Consider the following 16870-nt stretch of genomic DNA (forward strand, 5'->3'; position numbering starts at 1 on the left):
AGTTCTTTTTGCATCTTGTTCGAAGGAATACCTAAAGAGGTATCACAGTTTTTAAATCAAACACAAGATTTATTTATGACGCATTTGGTTAGGCCGCGAATCATATTTCTTAAAATCGTTGTTTTATATGGGGAAATTGAAGAATGAATATTTTTCATATTTTTACGACGGCGCTAACCATCAAAACGGCGCTTTTTACCTTCTGCGAGAAGTCTTCCACGGGTATGTAATGATTTCAGTGTGCGCTTAAAATCTCTGAATAAGAGCCGTAAATACACAAAATGACGCTAAACAGACAAAAGAGGCACTGGCATAGTCGTACCAGGAGGTAGTGCAAATGTCACTGTCAGTTGTTTATACGCGTGCGGCTCTCGGGGTGAAGGCACCGCTGATTTCTGTAGAGGTTCATCTGAGTAATGGGCTACCCGGGCTCACGCTCGTCGGGCTACCTGAAACGACGGTTAAAGAAGCCCGGGATCGCGTTCGCAGCGCAATAATAAATAGCGGTTATACCTTCCCCGCGAAGAAGATCACCATCAACCTGGCTCCCGCCGATCTGCCCAAAGAGGGAGGACGATATGATTTACCTATCGCGATTGCGCTTCTCGCAGCCTCTGAGCAGCTTAATACGACCAGGCTAGGCTCGTACGAGTTTGTGGGAGAACTCGCGCTCACAGGCGCGTTAAGGGGCGTTCCCGGTGCGATATCGGGCGCGCTGGAAGCTATACGCGCAGGGCGGCAAATCATTGTCGCGAATGAAAATGCATCAGAAGTGAGTCTTATCGCCGAGAAGGGGTGTCTTGTCGCAGGGCATTTACAGGAAGTTTGCGCCTGGCTGGAAGGGCGCCATGAACTGTCCGAGCCGGAAGAGTGTGACAATCTTATAGCCGATACCCCAGAGGATCTCAGCGAGATTATGGGACAGGAGCAAGGGAAACGGGCGCTGGAGATTACGGCCGCAGGTGGACACAATCTTCTTTTGATCGGCCCGCCTGGTACGGGTAAAACGATGCTGGCGAGCAGGCTGAGTGGCTTGCTGCCACCGCTCAATAATCATGAAGCGCTGGAAAGTGCCGCCATTTATAGCCTTATCAGTTCTACCTCCTTGCAAAAACAGTGGCGCCGTCGCCCTTTTCGTTCACCTCATCATAGCGCTTCACTGACGGCGATGGTCGGCGGTGGGTCTATTCCCGGGCCGGGTGAAATCTCACTGGCGCACAATGGCATTCTGTTTCTCGACGAGCTGCCTGAGTTTGAGCGCCGCGTCCTGGATGCCCTGAGAGAACCCATTGAATCTGGAGAGATACACATCTCACGCACGCGAGCCAAAATAAGCTATCCCGCGCAGTTTCAGCTGGTCGCTGCGATGAATCCCAGCCCTACGGGTCATTATCAGGGCAATCATAACCGCTGTACGCCAGAGCAGACGTTGCGCTATCTGGGAAAGTTATCCGGCCCGTTTCTCGACCGTTTCGATTTATCCCTCGAAATCCCCCTTCCCCCGCCGGGCCTGCTCAGGCAAAAAGGCATCACGGGTGAAAGCTCAGCAGATGTACGCGAGCGGGTCATTGCTGCCCAGACGCGACAATATGCCCGTCAGAACAGGCTGAATGCACGGCTGGATAATGCCGGGATCCGGCAGTTTTGTTCTCTTAACATGGAGGATGCGGTTTGGCTGGAGGAAACCTTGACGCGTTTTGGTCTTTCTATACGCGCGTGGCAGCGTTTGCTGAAAGTGGCCAGAACCATTGCTGACGTGGAGGGTTGTAGTGACATTCAGAGGAAACACTTGCAGGAGGCGCTGAGCTACCGCGCTATCGATCGTTTGCTGCTCCATCTGCAGAAGTTGCTGGCGTAAAAAAGGGGCCGTAGCCCCTTCTCATCATCTTAGTCATCAGACTCAGTGTAGTCTTCTGCGCCTTCCATCTGCGGCTTACCGCCGGAGAGCGTATGGAAGCGTTTTGGACGCTTAATCCGCGCCATGTACTTGATCCATACACGTTCTGCTTCAGACTGTGGCTCACGCTCGCCACGGCACACTAAGACAAACTGCTTTTCATCTTCAGTTGCAGGCTCACGCTTACCCAGATCCAGCTCGTTGAAGGCATAACCATGACGCTCAAGCAGCTGCGCCTCTTTGATGGTGAAATCGCCGTGACGAGAGAACCCGCGCGGATAATGTTTATTGTCGAAAAAACGATTAGTCGTCGTAAAGCTTTCCGCCATCCTACACGCTCCTAATTCTTTGGCCGAGCTATTTATGGCGCGGAGTATTAGTTACGCTTGACAGAGTGTAAAACAAAACATTTAAATCATAACGACAAATTATTTTGCGGAGAAAGATGTGGATACGGAATTGCTAAAAACTTTCCTCGAAGTGAGCAGAACACGCCACTTTGGGCGAGCTGCTGAAGCCCTTTACCTGACGCAGTCAGCGGTCAGTTTTCGTATTCGACAGCTGGAAAATCAACTGGGTGTGAATCTTTTTACCCGTCACCGCAACAACATACGTTTAACGCCTGCCGGTGAGAAACTGCTCCCCTATGCGGAAACGTTGATGAATACCTGGCAGGCAGCACGTAAAGAGGTTGCCCATACGTCGAGGCACAATGAGTTCTCGATAGGGGCCAGCGCGTCCCTGTGGGAATGTATGCTAAGTCAGTGGCTTACCCGGCTATATCGTTCTCATGAACATTTGCAATTTGAAGCCAGAATTGCGCAACGCCAGTCCCTGGTTAAGCAACTTCATGAGCGCCAGCTTGATCTTCTTATCACGACCGAAGCCCCCAAGATGGACGAATTTAGCAGCCAGATCGTAGGGCAGTTTGGTCTGGCACTTTATGCTTCTGAACCTTCAATGATGAAAGCCGATCTGACCTATTTGCGCCTGGAGTGGGGTCCTGATTTTCAGCAGCATGAGGCGGGATTGATAGCCCCAGATGATGTTCCACAGTTAACCACCAGTTCTGCCGAGATTGCCTGTCAGCAACTTCCCTTGTTGAAGGGTTGCACCTGGTTACCAGCCCGTTGGGCAGATACTAAAGCGGGGCTACATACCGTGATAGATTCCACCACCATTTCGCGCCCGCTGTATGCGATTTGGCTGCAAAACAGCGATAAGCAGTCGCAGATAAAAGATCTCTTAAAAATCAATATTATGGAATGATGCATCAGCCAGCAGGGAAGCTGGCTGAAAATTCAGGTGTGCCGTTGTATTTCAGGCAAAAAAAATCCTTTGCCGAAGCAAAGGATTCGATATGGCAGGGGCGGAGAGACTCGAACTCGCGACACCCGGTTTTGGAGACCGGTGCTCTACCAACTGAGCTACGCCCCTAAAGTTTTTTGCCATTAAGCCTGCCAGTGAGGCAGGCTTAATGTCTTAATAAGTGGCGGAACGGACGGGACTCGAACCCGCGACCCCCTGCGTGACAGGCAGGTATTCTAACCGACTGAACTACCGCTCCACCGAAGACTGCTTGTAACCACCGGATTTATGCACCGGCTTACTACTTAATTTGATGCCTGGCAGTTCCCTACTCTCACATGGGGAGACCCCACACTACCATCGGCGCTACGGCGTTTCACTTCTGAGTTCGGCATGGGGTCAGGTGGGACCACCGCGCTAAAGCCGCCAGGCAAATTCTGTTATCTGTATCAGGCTGAAAATCGTCTCTCACCGCCAAAACACCTTCGGCGTTGTAAGGTTAAGCCTCACGGTTCATTAGTATCGGTTAGCTCAACGCATCGCTGCGCTTACACACCCGACCTATCAACGTCGTCGTCTTCAACGTTCCTTCAGGAGACTTATAGTCTCAGGGAGAACTCATCTCGGGGCAAGTTTCGTGCTTAGATGCTTTCAGCACTTATCTCTTCCGCATTTAGCTACCGGGCAGTGCCATTGGCATGACAACCCGAACACCAGTGATGCGTCCACTCCGGTCCTCTCGTACTAGGAGCAGCCCCCCTCAATTCTCCAGCGCCCACGGCAGATAGGGACCGAACTGTCTCACGACGTTCTAAACCCAGCTCGCGTACCACTTTAAATGGCGAACAGCCATACCCTTGGGACCTACTTCAGCCCCAGGATGTGATGAGCCGACATCGAGGTGCCAAACACCGCCGTCGATATGAACTCTTGGGCGGTATCAGCCTGTTATCCCCGGAGTACCTTTTATCCGTTGAGCGATGGCCCTTCCATTCAGAACCACCGGATCACTATGACCTGCTTTCGCACCTGCTCGAGCCGTCACTCTCGCAGTCAAGCTAGCTTATGCCATTGCACTAACCTCCTGATGTCCGACCAGGATTAGCTAACCTTCGTGCTCCTCCGTTACTCTTTGGGAGGAGACCGCCCCAGTCAAACTACCCACCAGACACTGTCCGCAACCCGGATCACGGGTCTACGTTAGAACACCAGCCATTAAAGGGTGGTATTTCAAGGTTGGCTCCACGCAGACTGGCGTCCACGCTTCAAAGCCTCCCACCTATCCTACACATCAAGGACCAGTGTTCAGTGTCAAGCTATAGTAAAGGTTCACGGGGTCTTTCCGTCTTGCCGCGGGTACACTGCATCTTCACAGCGAGTTCAATTTCACTGAGTCTCGGGTGGAGACAGCCTGGCCATCATTACGCCATTCGTGCAGGTCGGAACTTACCCGACAAGGAATTTCGCTACCTTAGGACCGTTATAGTTACGGCCGCCGTTTACCGGGGCTTCGATCAAGAGCTTCGCGTTACCGCTAACCCCATCAATTAACCTTCCGGCACCGGGCAGGCGTCACACCGTATACGTCCACTTTCGTGTTTGCACAGTGCTGTGTTTTTAATAAACAGTTGCAGCCAGCTGGTATCTTCGACTGATTTCAGCTCCACCCGCAGGGGCTTCACCTACATATCAGCGTGCCTTCTCCCGAAGTTACGGCACCATTTTGCCTAGTTCCTTCACCCGAGTTCTCTCAAGCGCCTTGGTATTCTCTACCTGACCACCTGTGTCGGTTTGGGGTACGATTTGATGTTACCTGATGCTTAGAGGCTTTTCCTGGAAGCAGGGCATTTGTTACTTCAGCACCGTAGTGCCTCGTCATCACACCTCAGCGTTAAAAGGTACCGGATTTACCTGGAACCTCCGCCTACATGCTTAAACCGGGACAACCGTCGCCCGGCTAACATAGCCTTCTCCGTCCCCCCTTCGCAGTAACACCAAGTACAGGAATATTAACCTGTTTCCCATCGACTACGCCTTTCGGCCTCGCCTTAGGGGTCGACTCACCCTGCCCCGATTAACGTTGGACAGGAACCCTTGGTCTTCCGGCGAGCGGGCTTTTCACCCGCTTTATCGTTACTTATGTCAGCATTCGCACTTCTGATACCTCCAGCAACCCTCACAGGCCACCTTCAACGGCTTACAGAACGCTCCCCTACCCAACAACACATAGTGTCGCTGCCGCAGCTTCGGTGCATGGTTTAGCCCCGTTACATCTTCCGCGCAGGCCGACTCGACCAGTGAGCTATTACGCTTTCTTTAAATGATGGCTGCTTCTAAGCCAACATCCTGGCTGTCTGTGCCTTCCCACATCGTTTCCCACTTAACCATGACTTTGGGACCTTAGCTGGCGGTCTGGGTTGTTTCCCTCTTCACGACGGACGTTAGCACCCGCCGTGTGTCTCCCGTGATAACATTCTTCGGTATTCGTAGTTTGCATCGGGTTGGTAAGCCGGGATGGCCCCCTAGCCGAAACAGTGCTCTACCCCCGAAGATGAGTTCACGAGGCGCTACCTAAATAGCTTTCGGGGAGAACCAGCTATCTCCCGGTTTGATTGGCCTTTCACCCCCAGCCACAGGTCATCCGCTAATTTTTCAACATTAGTCGGTTCGGTCCTCCAGTTAGTGTTACCCAACCTTCAACCTGCCCATGGCTAGATCACCGGGTTTCGGGTCTATACCCTGCAACTTAACGCCCAGTTAAGACTCGGTTTCCCTTCGGCTCCCCTATACGGTTAACCTTGCTACAGAATATAAGTCGCTGACCCATTATACAAAAGGTACGCAGTCACCCCATAAAGAGGCTCCCACTGCTTGTACGTACACGGTTTCAGGTTCTTTTTCACTCCCCTCGCCGGGGTTCTTTTCGCCTTTCCCTCACGGTACTGGTTCACTATCGGTCAGTCAGGAGTATTTAGCCTTGGAGGATGGTCCCCCCATATTCAGACAGGATACCACGTGTCCCGCCCTACTCTTCGAGTTCACAACCTGTGCATTTTCGTGTACGGGACTATCACCCTGTACCGTCGGACTTTCCAGACCGTTCCACTAACACACAAGCTGATTCAGACTCCGGGCTGCTCCCCGTTCGCTCGCCGCTACTGGGGGAATCTCGGTTGATTTCTTTTCCTCGGGGTACTTAGATGTTTCAGTTCCCCCGGTTCGCCTCGTTAACCTATGTATTCAGTTAACGATAGTGTGTCGGAACACACTGGGTTTCCCCATTCGGACATCGCCGGGTCAAAGGTTCATATCACCTCGCCGGCGCTTTTCGCAGATTAGCACGTCCTTCATCGCCTCTGACTGCCAGGGCATCCACCGTGTACGCTTAGTCGCTTAACCTCACAACCCGAAGATGTTTCTTTCGATTCACCATCGGTTTGCGAAAATTTGAGAGACTCGAACACACATAACATGTGTGTCGTTTCAATTTTCAGCTTGATCCAGATTTTTAAAGAGCAAAACTTCGCAGTGCACCTTTTCAGGTTCACTCTGAAGTTTTCTTGTGTTCGCAGTAAAAGATGGTGGAGCTATGCGGGATCGAACCGCAGACCTCCTGCGTGCAAAGCAGGCGCTCTCCCAGCTGAGCTATAGCCCCATCGTTTGTAATCTCTGTACCGCTCATCCTTTAAAAGGAGTTTGGTAGGCCTGAGTGGACTTGAACCACCGACCTCACCCTTATCAGGGGTGCGCTCTAACCACCTGAGCTACAAGCCTGCAGAGATTTTTACTGCTGTTTTTTCATCAGACAATCTGTGTGAGCACTGCAAAGGCAGGTTCTTTAAGGTAAGGAGGTGATCCAACCGCAGGTTCCCCTACGGTTACCTTGTTACGACTTCACCCCAGTCATGAATCACAAAGTGGTAAGCGCCCTCCCGAAGGTTAAGCTACCTACTTCTTTTGCAACCCACTCCCATGGTGTGACGGGCGGTGTGTACAAGGCCCGGGAACGTATTCACCGTAGCATTCTGATCTACGATTACTAGCGATTCCGACTTCATGGAGTCGAGTTGCAGACTCCAATCCGGACTACGACGCACTTTATGAGGTCCGCTTGCTCTCGCGAGGTCGCTTCTCTTTGTATGCGCCATTGTAGCACGTGTGTAGCCCTACTCGTAAGGGCCATGATGACTTGACGTCATCCCCACCTTCCTCCAGTTTATCACTGGCAGTCTCCTTTGAGTTCCCGGCCGGACCGCTGGCAACAAAGGATAAGGGTTGCGCTCGTTGCGGGACTTAACCCAACATTTCACAACACGAGCTGACGACAGCCATGCAGCACCTGTCTCAGAGTTCCCGAAGGCACCAATCCATCTCTGGAAAGTTCTCTGGATGTCAAGAGTAGGTAAGGTTCTTCGCGTTGCATCGAATTAAACCACATGCTCCACCGCTTGTGCGGGCCCCCGTCAATTCATTTGAGTTTTAACCTTGCGGCCGTACTCCCCAGGCGGTCGACTTAACGCGTTAGCTCCGGAAGCCACGCCTCAAGGGCACAACCTCCAAGTCGACATCGTTTACGGCGTGGACTACCAGGGTATCTAATCCTGTTTGCTCCCCACGCTTTCGCACCTGAGCGTCAGTCTTTGTCCAGGGGGCCGCCTTCGCCACCGGTATTCCTCCAGATCTCTACGCATTTCACCGCTACACCTGGAATTCTACCCCCCTCTACAAGACTCTAGCCTGCCAGTTTCGAATGCAGTTCCCAGGTTGAGCCCGGGGATTTCACATCCGACTTGACAGACCGCCTGCGTGCGCTTTACGCCCAGTAATTCCGATTAACGCTTGCACCCTCCGTATTACCGCGGCTGCTGGCACGGAGTTAGCCGGTGCTTCTTCTGCGGGTAACGTCAATTGCTGCGGTTATTAACCACAACACCTTCCTCCCCGCTGAAAGTACTTTACAACCCGAAGGCCTTCTTCATACACGCGGCATGGCTGCATCAGGCTTGCGCCCATTGTGCAATATTCCCCACTGCTGCCTCCCGTAGGAGTCTGGACCGTGTCTCAGTTCCAGTGTGGCTGGTCATCCTCTCAGACCAGCTAGGGATCGTCGCCTAGGTGAGCCGTTACCCCACCTACTAGCTAATCCCATCTGGGCACATCTGATGGCAAGAGGCCCGAAGGTCCCCCTCTTTGGTCTTGCGACGTTATGCGGTATTAGCTACCGTTTCCAGTAGTTATCCCCCTCCATCAGGCAGTTTCCCAGACATTACTCACCCGTCCGCCACTCGTCACCCGAGAGCAAGCTCTCTGTGCTACCGTTCGACTTGCATGTGTTAGGCCTGCCGCCAGCGTTCAATCTGAGCCATGATCAAACTCTTCAATTTAAGTTTGATGCTCGTGAATTAAACTTCGTAATGAATTACGTATGTTCACTCAGAGACTTGGTATTCATTTATTGTCCGAAGACATTAAGAATCCATGTCACTTTGAGTGCCCACACAGATTGTCTGATAAATTGTTAAAGAGCAGTGCCGCTTCGTTTTCGCTGCGGCGCGGGGTGTGCATATTACGCTTTCCCGCTTCAGAGTCAAGCGTTTATTTTTGCTTTTCTCTGTTGGCGCTCATCTCTGAACCCCGCTAACCCGGCGGCCTGTAAGCCGTTGTTCCGTGTCAGTGGAGGCGCATTATAGGGAGTTCTCAGACGTTGACAACCCCTCTTTTAAAAAAAACTTTCAACCGTCTCTTTTTTGCTCAAAACCGTGCTATAGCGCCAGTTTTTCGAGCGTTTGAAAGCCATAACGGCGTAAAACGGGTAAAAGTTGCTCAGTCTCTTTCGTAATTGCCATACAAAAAGCAATATTCGCATCGGCTGATTTCGCATCAGGCGCTTCATGTTCCAGCAGCCAGGCCGTACGACGCGCGATAGCCGCACCGGAATCCACCAGCCGTGTTCCCTCCGGTAGTACCTCTAACAGCTCTTCCTGTAGTAACGGGAAGTGGGTGCAGCCGAGCACAACCGTATCCGGGGGTTCGGGCATCCGCAACCATGGACGAAGAATACGACGCAGCTCGTCGAGTGATACCGCCTGTCCATGCAATTTCGCTTCGGCCATCTCCACCAGCTCTGCCGAACCGAGCATCGCAATCTGGCATTCGTTAGCAAAACGCTCGATCAGCTCGCGGGTATAAGGACGCTTTACCGTACCTCGCGTGGCCAGCAATCCCACAATGCCATTCGCCGTCAAACGTGCCGCAGGCTTGATTGCAGGCACGACGCCCACAACCGGGAACGGGAATTTTTCACGCAGGGCGGGAAGGGAAACGGTGCTCGCCGTATTACAGGCGATGACGGCCAGTGCAAGGGGATAGCGCTTTTGCACTGCGGTGACGATTTCAACCACGCGCTCGACGATAAAGTCCTCACTCTTTTCCCCGTACGGGAACGCGACGTTATCGAAAGCGTAAATGTAATGGAGATCCGGCAGGAGATGCCGAATCTCATCATAGACCGAAAGCCCACCGACGCCGGAATCAAATACCAGCACGGTGGGACGCGGATTAGAAGGTGTAGCTGCCAGACAAGGTGTATTCCCGTCCTGCAGTTTGGTAGCCATAAACTGTCTCGTAATCTTTATCGAACAGGTTGGCTATTTTACCACGAACTGTGAGGTGTGAGGTGACAGGATACGAAACTGCGACATCCCACAGGCTGACACCACCCATTTTTACACGTTCTGTAGAATAGGTATTCGGATCGACCGCAACGTCATAGCGTGTACCCAAATAACGATAGGAAACATTCCAGTCGAGATCCCATACCTGCCAGTCAAGCTGGTACTTAACCTGCTGCTTAGAACGGCGCGCCAGAACTTCATTGGTTTTAGTATTACGTGGGTCAACATAGTCATAGGAAATTTGGTGCCCTACCGGACCGGTATCAAACTGCGCGGTGGCTTCAATCCCTTTGATACGGGCTTCGTCCACATTGTAGTACCGGTAGTTTGCGTCGTAGCCAATTAGGTTATCAATGTCGTTACGATAACCCGTTACGCGCCAGTTAACCGGCCCCGTCAGACCTTCAAAGCCTCCTTCCCACTGTTTACTCTCTTCAGGCTTAAGGTCAGGATTGCCATATTTCTCACTGTGAATCTGGCTCATCGTCGGTGCTTTATAAGCCGTGCCATATGAACCAATAATCCGGTAACCATCGATAAACTCCCACGCAGCACTTGTTTGCCACGTAGCATGATTGCCAAAATTCGAGTTATCATCGTTACGTGCCGCAGCTTCTAACGTGATGCTGTCAAATTGCTGCATCGCCGAGAGGAAGACGCCCGTATTGCGCTGCTCATAGCCATTATCCATAGTGCTAGAACCAGCCTGAGTTTTTTGTTTCTGCCAGTCCAGGCCCGCACCAATATTACCATGACCTACTTCAAGGGAATTTAACCACTGTGTGGTGTACTGCTTCACATCGTCCGTCGTTGCGGAATCTGAATAACGCCCTTTCTTCGGGTCATAGTTCTGATCTTTGCTGCGACCATAACCTATGGCCAACTGCGATTTAAATATCCCCTGACTGTAGCGCAGGCCAGTATCCCAATTTTGACTGTAGAGTTGGCGCGTATCCGGTCGTCCATCAACAACAAAATTAGCATCGTAATGGTCATAGCCGTCATACGCAGTGCGATTGTCGTAACCAAAGCCGCGGAAAAAACCACTTATGCTATCGGTAATTTGCTGTTCCACAGAACCGTAAAGTGACTTACTCATAAAACCGTCACGATCCGGCTGACGCGGAGCATCTTTCGCACCGATATCGAAACCACGGGTATAAGTGTAATTACCCGCCATGGTGATTTTGGTTTTATCCAGAACCTGCTGGAAAGAACCATCATAAGTTTGATAACCCTTAGAACCCACTCCGGCAGAAATTTCCGCGCCCGGTTTATCGCGCCCGGTGATAATGTTGATCACACCGCCAATCGCGTCGGAGCCATACAGCGCAGAACGCGGGCCGCGGATGTACTCAATGCGCTGAATCAGCGAGGTGGGGATTTGGCTAAGATCGGGAACGTTGCTGATCCCGGCATTGTTCAGCGGTACACCGTCAATCAGAACCAGAACGTGACGGGACTCAGTACCACGAATAAAAGTAGAAGAGGTCGCACCCAGGCCACCACTTTGCGCGATGTCCACTCCCGGCAAACGCGACATGATTTCCACAACGCTCTTTGCCTGCCAGCGTTCAATATCTTCTCGCGTCACAACGGACGTCGGCGCCAGAACGGTTTTTGCCGGTTGTTCAAAACGATTTGCCGTCACCACCAACGAGTCGGCGCTATCCTGCGCCCAGCCCGAAAATGCCGTGACGGACAGCGCCGTCAACAGCGATACTTTTTTAATCATTGTTAAAGCATCCACAATATAAGAAGGATGCCGCAGGCCCCATCGATAGCACGCGATGATGAAACCAAATGCGACGTGATCCCGGCAGGTCTTCGGGCTAGGTGGCGTTATACGGATGAAGACTTCCCATTTTCACAGTGTCTACAACGTTCATCCCGCCAGTCTTTACCGCTGCGCGTCAGCTCCAGAATTACACTGGATTCCCTTTTCACTCTCAGGAGACCGGAAACAGAATGCTACAATTAGACACGTATAGATGTCCAGACAGCTATGAGCCATTAAATCTGGACATCCCCTGCACAATGCCTACAATCCCCGCGTAATTCTTTATCACTCAGGACGCATCATGACCCCAGAACACCTCCCGACAGAACAGTACGACGCGCAGCTGGCAGAGAAAGTCGTCCGCCTGCAAAGTATGATGACGCCGTTCAACGCGCCCGTTCCCGAGGTGTTCCGCTCTCCCGTCAGCCACTACCGCATGCGCGCCGAGTTCCGCATCTGGCACGACGGAGATGACCTGTACCACATCATTTTCGATCAGCAGACGAAATCCCGCATTCGCGTGGACAGTTTCCCGGCGGCGAGTGAGCTCATCAACCAGCTGATGACCCTGATCATTGACGGTGTACGCGATAATCCGGTGCTGCGTCATAAGCTGTTCCAGATTGACTATCTGACCACGCAAAGCAATCAGGCGATTGTCTCTCTGCTCTACCACAAAGCGCTGACCGACGAATGGCGCGAACAGGCAGAAGCCCTGCGCGATGCGCTGCGTGCGCAGAACATCAATGTCCACCTGATTGGCCGCGCGACCAAAACCAAAATCATGCTGGATCAGGATTACGTCGATGAGCGTTTGCCGGTGGCGGGTAAAGAGATGATTTATCGTCAGGTCGAGAACAGCTTCACTCAGCCGAACGCAGCGATGAACGTGCAGATGCTGGAGTGGGCGCTCAAGGCGACGGAAGGATCTAAAGGCGACCTGCTTGAGCTGTACTGCGGTAACGGCAACTTCTCCCTGGCCCTGGCACGTAACTTTGATCGCGTTCTGGCAACCGAAATTGCCAAGCCGTCAGTTGCCGCCGCGCAGTACAACATTGCCGCTAACCATATCGACAACGTGCAGATCATTCGTATGGCCGCAGAAGAGTTTACGCAGGCCATGAACGGCGTGCGGGCGTTTAACCGCCTGGAAGGGATCGACCTGAAGAGCTACCAGTGTGAGACGATTTTTGTCGACCCGCCGCGCAGTGGCCTGGACAGCGAAACCGAAAAGATGGTGCAGGCGTACCCGCGCATTTTGTACATCTCCTGTAACCCGGAGACGCTGTGCAAGAACCTCGAAACATTAAGCCAGACGCACAAAGTTGAACGTCTGGCGCTGTTCGATCAGTTCCCGTATACGCACCATATGGAGTGCGGCGTTTTACTGACCGCACGGTAATCTGTAGGCCGTTTTTGGCAGGTGGCGCTTCGCTTACCTGCCCTACAAATAATTCATTACTCTGGTAACTGGCTCTTACGGCTACGCATGCGCGAGCCAATCCAGAATACCAGCGCCACAGACAGTACCGCAGGGAAGAAGTTAGATCCGATATCCGGATACTCCGCACGCACCACGGTGCTATACAGCAATACGCCCAGAATAAAGCAGGCAGCGGCCAGCCCCGGTAACCCCACCGGCATGGTGCGGTTCAGGTAACGTTGATGCAGGCAGTACACCGTCAGCACCAGCGCAATAAGCGGGAAAATCGAAAACGGAACAATTGAGCTAAAAATAGCGGCAAACGTCCCATTAATGGATAAGCCAGCGATCAATGCCAGCAACAGCGTCCCTTTATCCTGACCTGACTGTTTCATTACTCACCTTCACTCTTCGGTTTGATGTGCCAGTTTCTCTTGTTCACGGCGATACCAGTAGTACGCGCCTTTGGAGATCATCCTGAGCTGCAATACCAGTCGCTCTTCGAGCTGTTTGCGTTGTTCAATGCTGACATCCAGCGCTTCGGCACCCGCGCTGAAAACAATCGTCACCATCGCCTCAGCCTGTGCTTCAGTAAACGCACGCGGCATATGGTTTTCGAGTTCAAGATAGTCGGCAAGTTCCGCGATGAAGTGCTGAATTTCACGCGCGACGGCGGCACGAAACGCCGCCGATGTGCCCGAACGCTCGCGCAAAAGCAGACGAAACGCGTTGGGGTTATTGCCAATAAATTCCATAAAGGTCGACACGGAGGTGCGTATCACGCTACCCCCTTTGGCGATACGCTGACGTGCCTGGCGCATCAGCTGGCGCAGCATCAGACCGCTTTCATCGACCATGGTCAGGCCCAGTTCATCCACATCACGGAAATGACGATAGAAGGACGTTGGCGCAATCCCGGCCTCGCGTGCGACTTCGCGCAGGCTCAAACTGGCAAAACTCCGCTCGGCACTCAGTTGACTGAATGCGGCTTCCACCAGCGAACGCCGGGTTTTCTCTTTTTGTTGTGCTCTTACGCCCATCACGATAGTTGAATCCTTCCAAAGGCCTGCTGGCACTATACCAGAGAATAAAATTAATCTGTTTGCCTGGCTTTGTGAATGATTGTTTACGTGCGGTTTGTGCTCCACTGCCGGAAAAAAGCACAACGATAATTGGGTTACCCTGGCAATGATGTTATGATTCTGTTGCTTTTATGTATAAGAACAGGTAAGCCTTACCATGCCACATTCCTACGATTACGACGCAATAGTTATTGGTTCCGGCCCCGGCGGCGAAGGCGCTGCTATGGGTCTGGTGAAACAGGGAGCCAGAGTAGCGGTCATTGAGCGCTACCATAATGTCGGCGGCGGTTGCACCCACTGGGGCACCATCCCTTCAAAAGCCCTCCGCCACGCCGTTAGCCGCATTATCGAATTTAACCAGAACCCTCTTTACAGCGACCACTCCCGACTTCTTCGTTCCTCCTTTGCCGACATCCTGAATCATGCGGATACCGTCATTAACCAGCAGACGCGCATGCGCCAGGGGTTTTATGAGCGTAACCACTGTGAGATTTTGCAGGGCAACGCGCATTTTGTGGATGAACACACCCTGGCACTTGAATGCCACGACGGTTCGGTGGAGACCCTCACCGCCGAAAAATTTGTGATTGCCTGCGGATCGCGCCCTTACCACCCGGCCGACGTCGACTTCTCGCACCCGCGCGTTTACGACAGCGACTCGATTCTGAGCCTGCACCATGAACCCCGCCACGTCATCATCTATGGCGCAGGGGTCATTGGCTGCGAATATGCGTCGATCTTCCGCGGAATGGATGTCAAAGTTGATCTCATCAACACGCGCGACCGCCTGCTGGCATTCCTCGATCAGGAGATGTCAGACTCTCTCTCCTACCACTTCTGGAACAGCGGCGTGGTGATTCGCCACAACGAAGAGTACGAGAAGATTGAAGGTTGCGACGACGGTGTGATCATGCACCTCAAGTCCGGTAAGAAGCTGAAAGCGGACTGCCTGCTGTACGCCAACGGTCGTACCGGCAACACCGATTCCCTGCAGCTGGAGAATATCGGACTTGAGACCGACAGCCGCGGTCAGCTGAAGGTCAACAGCATGTACCAGACTGCCCTGCCGCACGTTTACGCGGTCGGCGACGTGATTGGTTACCCAAGCCTGGCCTCTGCCGCTTATGACCAGGGCCGTATTGCCGCACAGGCGCTGGTGAAAGGTGAAGCGACGGCGCATCTGATCGAAGATATCCCGACCGGCATCTATACCATTCCGGAAATCAGTTCCGTAGGGAAAACCGAGCAGCAGCTGACGTCAATGAAAGTGCCATATGAGGTGGGTCGCGCGCAGTTTAAACATCTGGCGCGGGCGCAAATTGTCGGAATGAGCGTGGGGACGCTGAAAATCCTGTTCCATCGCGAGACGAAAGAGATCCTCGGCATTCACTGCTTTGGTGAACGCGCGGCGGAAATCATTCACATCGGCCAGGCGATTATGGAGCAAAAAGGCGGCGGTAACACCATTGAGTACTTCGTTAACACCACCTTTAACTACCCGACTATGGCGGAAGCCTATCGGGTCGCCGCGCTGAACGGCTTAAACCGCCTGTTTTAACGCGTTATCGAAATGGCCATCCATCGCACCGCGGATGGCCTCTGCCAGCTGCTCATAGCGGCTGCGCAGCGGTGACCCCGGACGATAAACAAGGCCGATCGTGCGACGCGGTTCAGGCTTAATGCACGGCAGATAAACCACGCCATCACGCTTACGCTCGCGCGGCACGGCCAGCGCAGGCAGCAGCGTAATCCCGCTTCCCGCCGCCACCATATTACGCAGCGTTTCCAGGCTGGTTGCGCGGAAATGGGTATCTTCGTCGGCACCCGCTTCAAAGCAAAAGCCCATTGCCTGATCGCGCAGACAGTGGCCATCTTCCAGCATCAGCAGCTTTTCACCGGCCAGATCGGCCATCGGCACGCGATCGCGGTTCGCCCACGGGTGATCTTCATAGATCGCCAGCATCATTGGCTCATCGAACAACGGCACTTCAATAAACGCTTCGCTCTCTTTCACCAGCGCCAGAATAGCGCAGTCGAGCTTGCCGCTATCTAGCTGCGCCAGCAGTTGATGGGTTTGCGCTTCATGCAGGTACATTTCAAGTTTTGGGAAAGTCTGGTGCAACATTGGAATGATGTGCGGCAAAAGATACGGGCCAACGGTTGGGATCAGGCCAATATGCAGTGGGCCGGACATCGCTTCCCCCTGCTGGCTTGCCATTTCCTTGAGCACTTTGACCTCGCGCAGCACGGTGCGCGCCTGATCCACCAGCAACAAACCGGCCTGGGTGAACAGTACCTTACGACTGGTGCGCTCCAGCAGCATCACGCCCAGCTCATCTTCCAGCTTGCGGATCTGACCGCTCAGCGTCGGCTGGCTGACGTGGCAGGAATCTGCAGCACGGCGAAAATGGCGGTGCTCGGCTAGCGCTACCAGGTATTCAAGATCACGAATATTCATTATTCATCCTCCGTCGCCACGATAGTTCATGGCGATAGATAGCATAGCAACGAACGATTATCCCTATCAAGCTTTCTGTTGAATAATACACCACATAGACGAGGCGGCACGTGTTTGACCCTTGACGTCCCCGCACCGTCATCGAGTTTCTCTCAAAACTCGAACAACTAAAGCCAACGTGAACTTTTGCGGACCCCGTGGTCCGCTTTTTTTTGCACAAAAAAGCCCGGCATTACGCCAGGCTCCAT

The 16870-nt window shown here is 52.9% G+C and carries 10 protein-coding genes, 4 tRNA genes, 3 rRNA genes and 1 riboswitch; of the genes, 4 read left to right on the forward strand and 13 right to left on the reverse strand.

Annotated features, from left to right (window positions below):
• Positions 1-337 precede the first annotated feature (337 nt).
• Positions 338-1858, forward strand: coding sequence for a YifB family Mg chelatase-like AAA ATPase (locus L3068_RS22500; protein ID WP_058690467.1), 1521 nt, complete (start codon positions 338-340; stop codon positions 1856-1858).
• Between the two features lie 29 nt (positions 1859-1887).
• Here L3068_RS22500 and L3068_RS22505 read toward each other — a convergent pair whose 3' ends face one another.
• Positions 1888-2226, reverse strand: coding sequence for a MaoP family protein (locus L3068_RS22505; protein WP_014885680.1), 339 nt, complete (start codon positions 2224-2226; stop codon positions 1888-1890).
• Between the two features lie 118 nt (positions 2227-2344).
• On the opposite strand from L3068_RS22505, the gene hdfR reads away from it, so the two are divergent.
• Positions 2345-3166, forward strand: coding sequence for an HTH-type transcriptional regulator HdfR (hdfR, locus tag L3068_RS22510; protein ID WP_014885681.1), 822 nt, complete (start codon positions 2345-2347; stop codon positions 3164-3166).
• A gap of 92 nt (positions 3167-3258) precedes the next feature.
• Here hdfR and L3068_RS22515 read toward each other — a convergent pair.
• The 9 genes from L3068_RS22515 to btuB form a co-directional block, all read right to left on the reverse strand.
• Positions 3259-3334: transfer RNA gene (locus L3068_RS22515), tRNA-Trp, on the reverse strand.
• A gap of 53 nt (positions 3335-3387) precedes the next feature.
• Positions 3388-3464, reverse strand: a tRNA-Asp gene (locus tag L3068_RS22520).
• Positions 3465-3520: 56 nt separating this feature from the next.
• A 5S ribosomal RNA gene (gene rrf / locus L3068_RS22525) occupies positions 3521-3636 on the reverse strand.
• 64 nt (positions 3637-3700) lie between these two features.
• Positions 3701-6604 (reverse strand): 23S ribosomal RNA (locus tag L3068_RS22530).
• A gap of 180 nt (positions 6605-6784) precedes the next feature.
• Positions 6785-6860 (reverse strand) — tRNA-Ala (locus L3068_RS22535).
• A 42-nt stretch (positions 6861-6902) separates the two neighbouring features.
• Positions 6903-6979, reverse strand: a tRNA-Ile gene (locus tag L3068_RS22540).
• Between the two features lie 70 nt (positions 6980-7049).
• Positions 7050-8589 (reverse strand): 16S ribosomal RNA (locus L3068_RS22545).
• The 16S, 23S and 5S rRNA genes sit together here with 4 tRNA genes alongside, the layout of an rRNA operon.
• Positions 8590-8967: 378 nt before the next feature.
• Positions 8968-9819 (reverse strand): glutamate racemase, encoded by an 852-nt coding sequence (gene murI / locus L3068_RS22550; RefSeq protein ID WP_014885682.1) that lies wholly within the window; start codon positions 9817-9819, stop codon positions 8968-8970.
• The gene (gene btuB, locus L3068_RS22555; RefSeq protein ID WP_014885683.1) at positions 9764-11614 is read right to left on the reverse strand and encodes a TonB-dependent vitamin B12 receptor BtuB; all 1851 of its coding nucleotides are present in this window, start codon (positions 11612-11614) and stop codon (positions 9764-9766) included. The genes murI and btuB overlap by 56 nt, the downstream gene beginning before the upstream one ends.
• Before the next feature lie 66 nt (positions 11615-11680).
• Positions 11681-11856, reverse strand: a riboswitch (cobalamin riboswitch).
• A 104-nt stretch (positions 11857-11960) separates the two neighbouring features.
• On the opposite strand from btuB, the gene trmA reads away from it, so the two are divergent.
• Positions 11961-13061 (forward strand): tRNA (uridine(54)-C5)-methyltransferase TrmA, encoded by a 1101-nt coding sequence (gene trmA, locus L3068_RS22560; protein WP_023338877.1) that lies wholly within the window; start codon positions 11961-11963, stop codon positions 13059-13061.
• A 56-nt stretch (positions 13062-13117) separates the two neighbouring features.
• Here the strand turns inward: trmA and L3068_RS22565 are convergent, their stop codons facing one another.
• Both L3068_RS22565 and fabR read right to left on the reverse strand, forming a co-directional pair.
• Positions 13118-13477, reverse strand: coding sequence for a YijD family membrane protein (locus tag L3068_RS22565; RefSeq protein WP_008501783.1), 360 nt, complete (start codon positions 13475-13477; stop codon positions 13118-13120).
• Between the two features lie 9 nt (positions 13478-13486).
• The gene (fabR, locus tag L3068_RS22570) at positions 13487-14125 is read right to left on the reverse strand and encodes an HTH-type transcriptional repressor FabR (RefSeq protein ID WP_008501784.1); all 639 of its coding nucleotides are present in this window, start codon (positions 14123-14125) and stop codon (positions 13487-13489) included.
• A 196-nt stretch (positions 14126-14321) separates the two neighbouring features.
• On the opposite strand from fabR, the gene sthA reads away from it, so the two are divergent.
• On the forward strand, positions 14322-15722 hold the full coding sequence (gene sthA / locus L3068_RS22575; protein WP_014885685.1) for a Si-specific NAD(P)(+) transhydrogenase: 1401 nt from the start codon (positions 14322-14324) through the stop codon (positions 15720-15722).
• Here the strand turns inward: sthA and oxyR are convergent.
• Positions 15705-16622, reverse strand: a complete 918-nt coding sequence (gene oxyR, locus L3068_RS22580) for a DNA-binding transcriptional regulator OxyR (protein WP_014885686.1) — start codon at positions 16620-16622, stop codon at positions 15705-15707. The genes sthA and oxyR overlap by 18 nt on opposite strands.
• Between the last annotated feature and the right edge of the window lie 248 nt (positions 16623-16870).

It is taken from the genome of Enterobacter cloacae complex sp. ECL414, from assembly GCF_021869685.1.
Lineage (GTDB): Bacteria > Pseudomonadota > Gammaproteobacteria > Enterobacterales > Enterobacteriaceae > Enterobacter > Enterobacter kobei.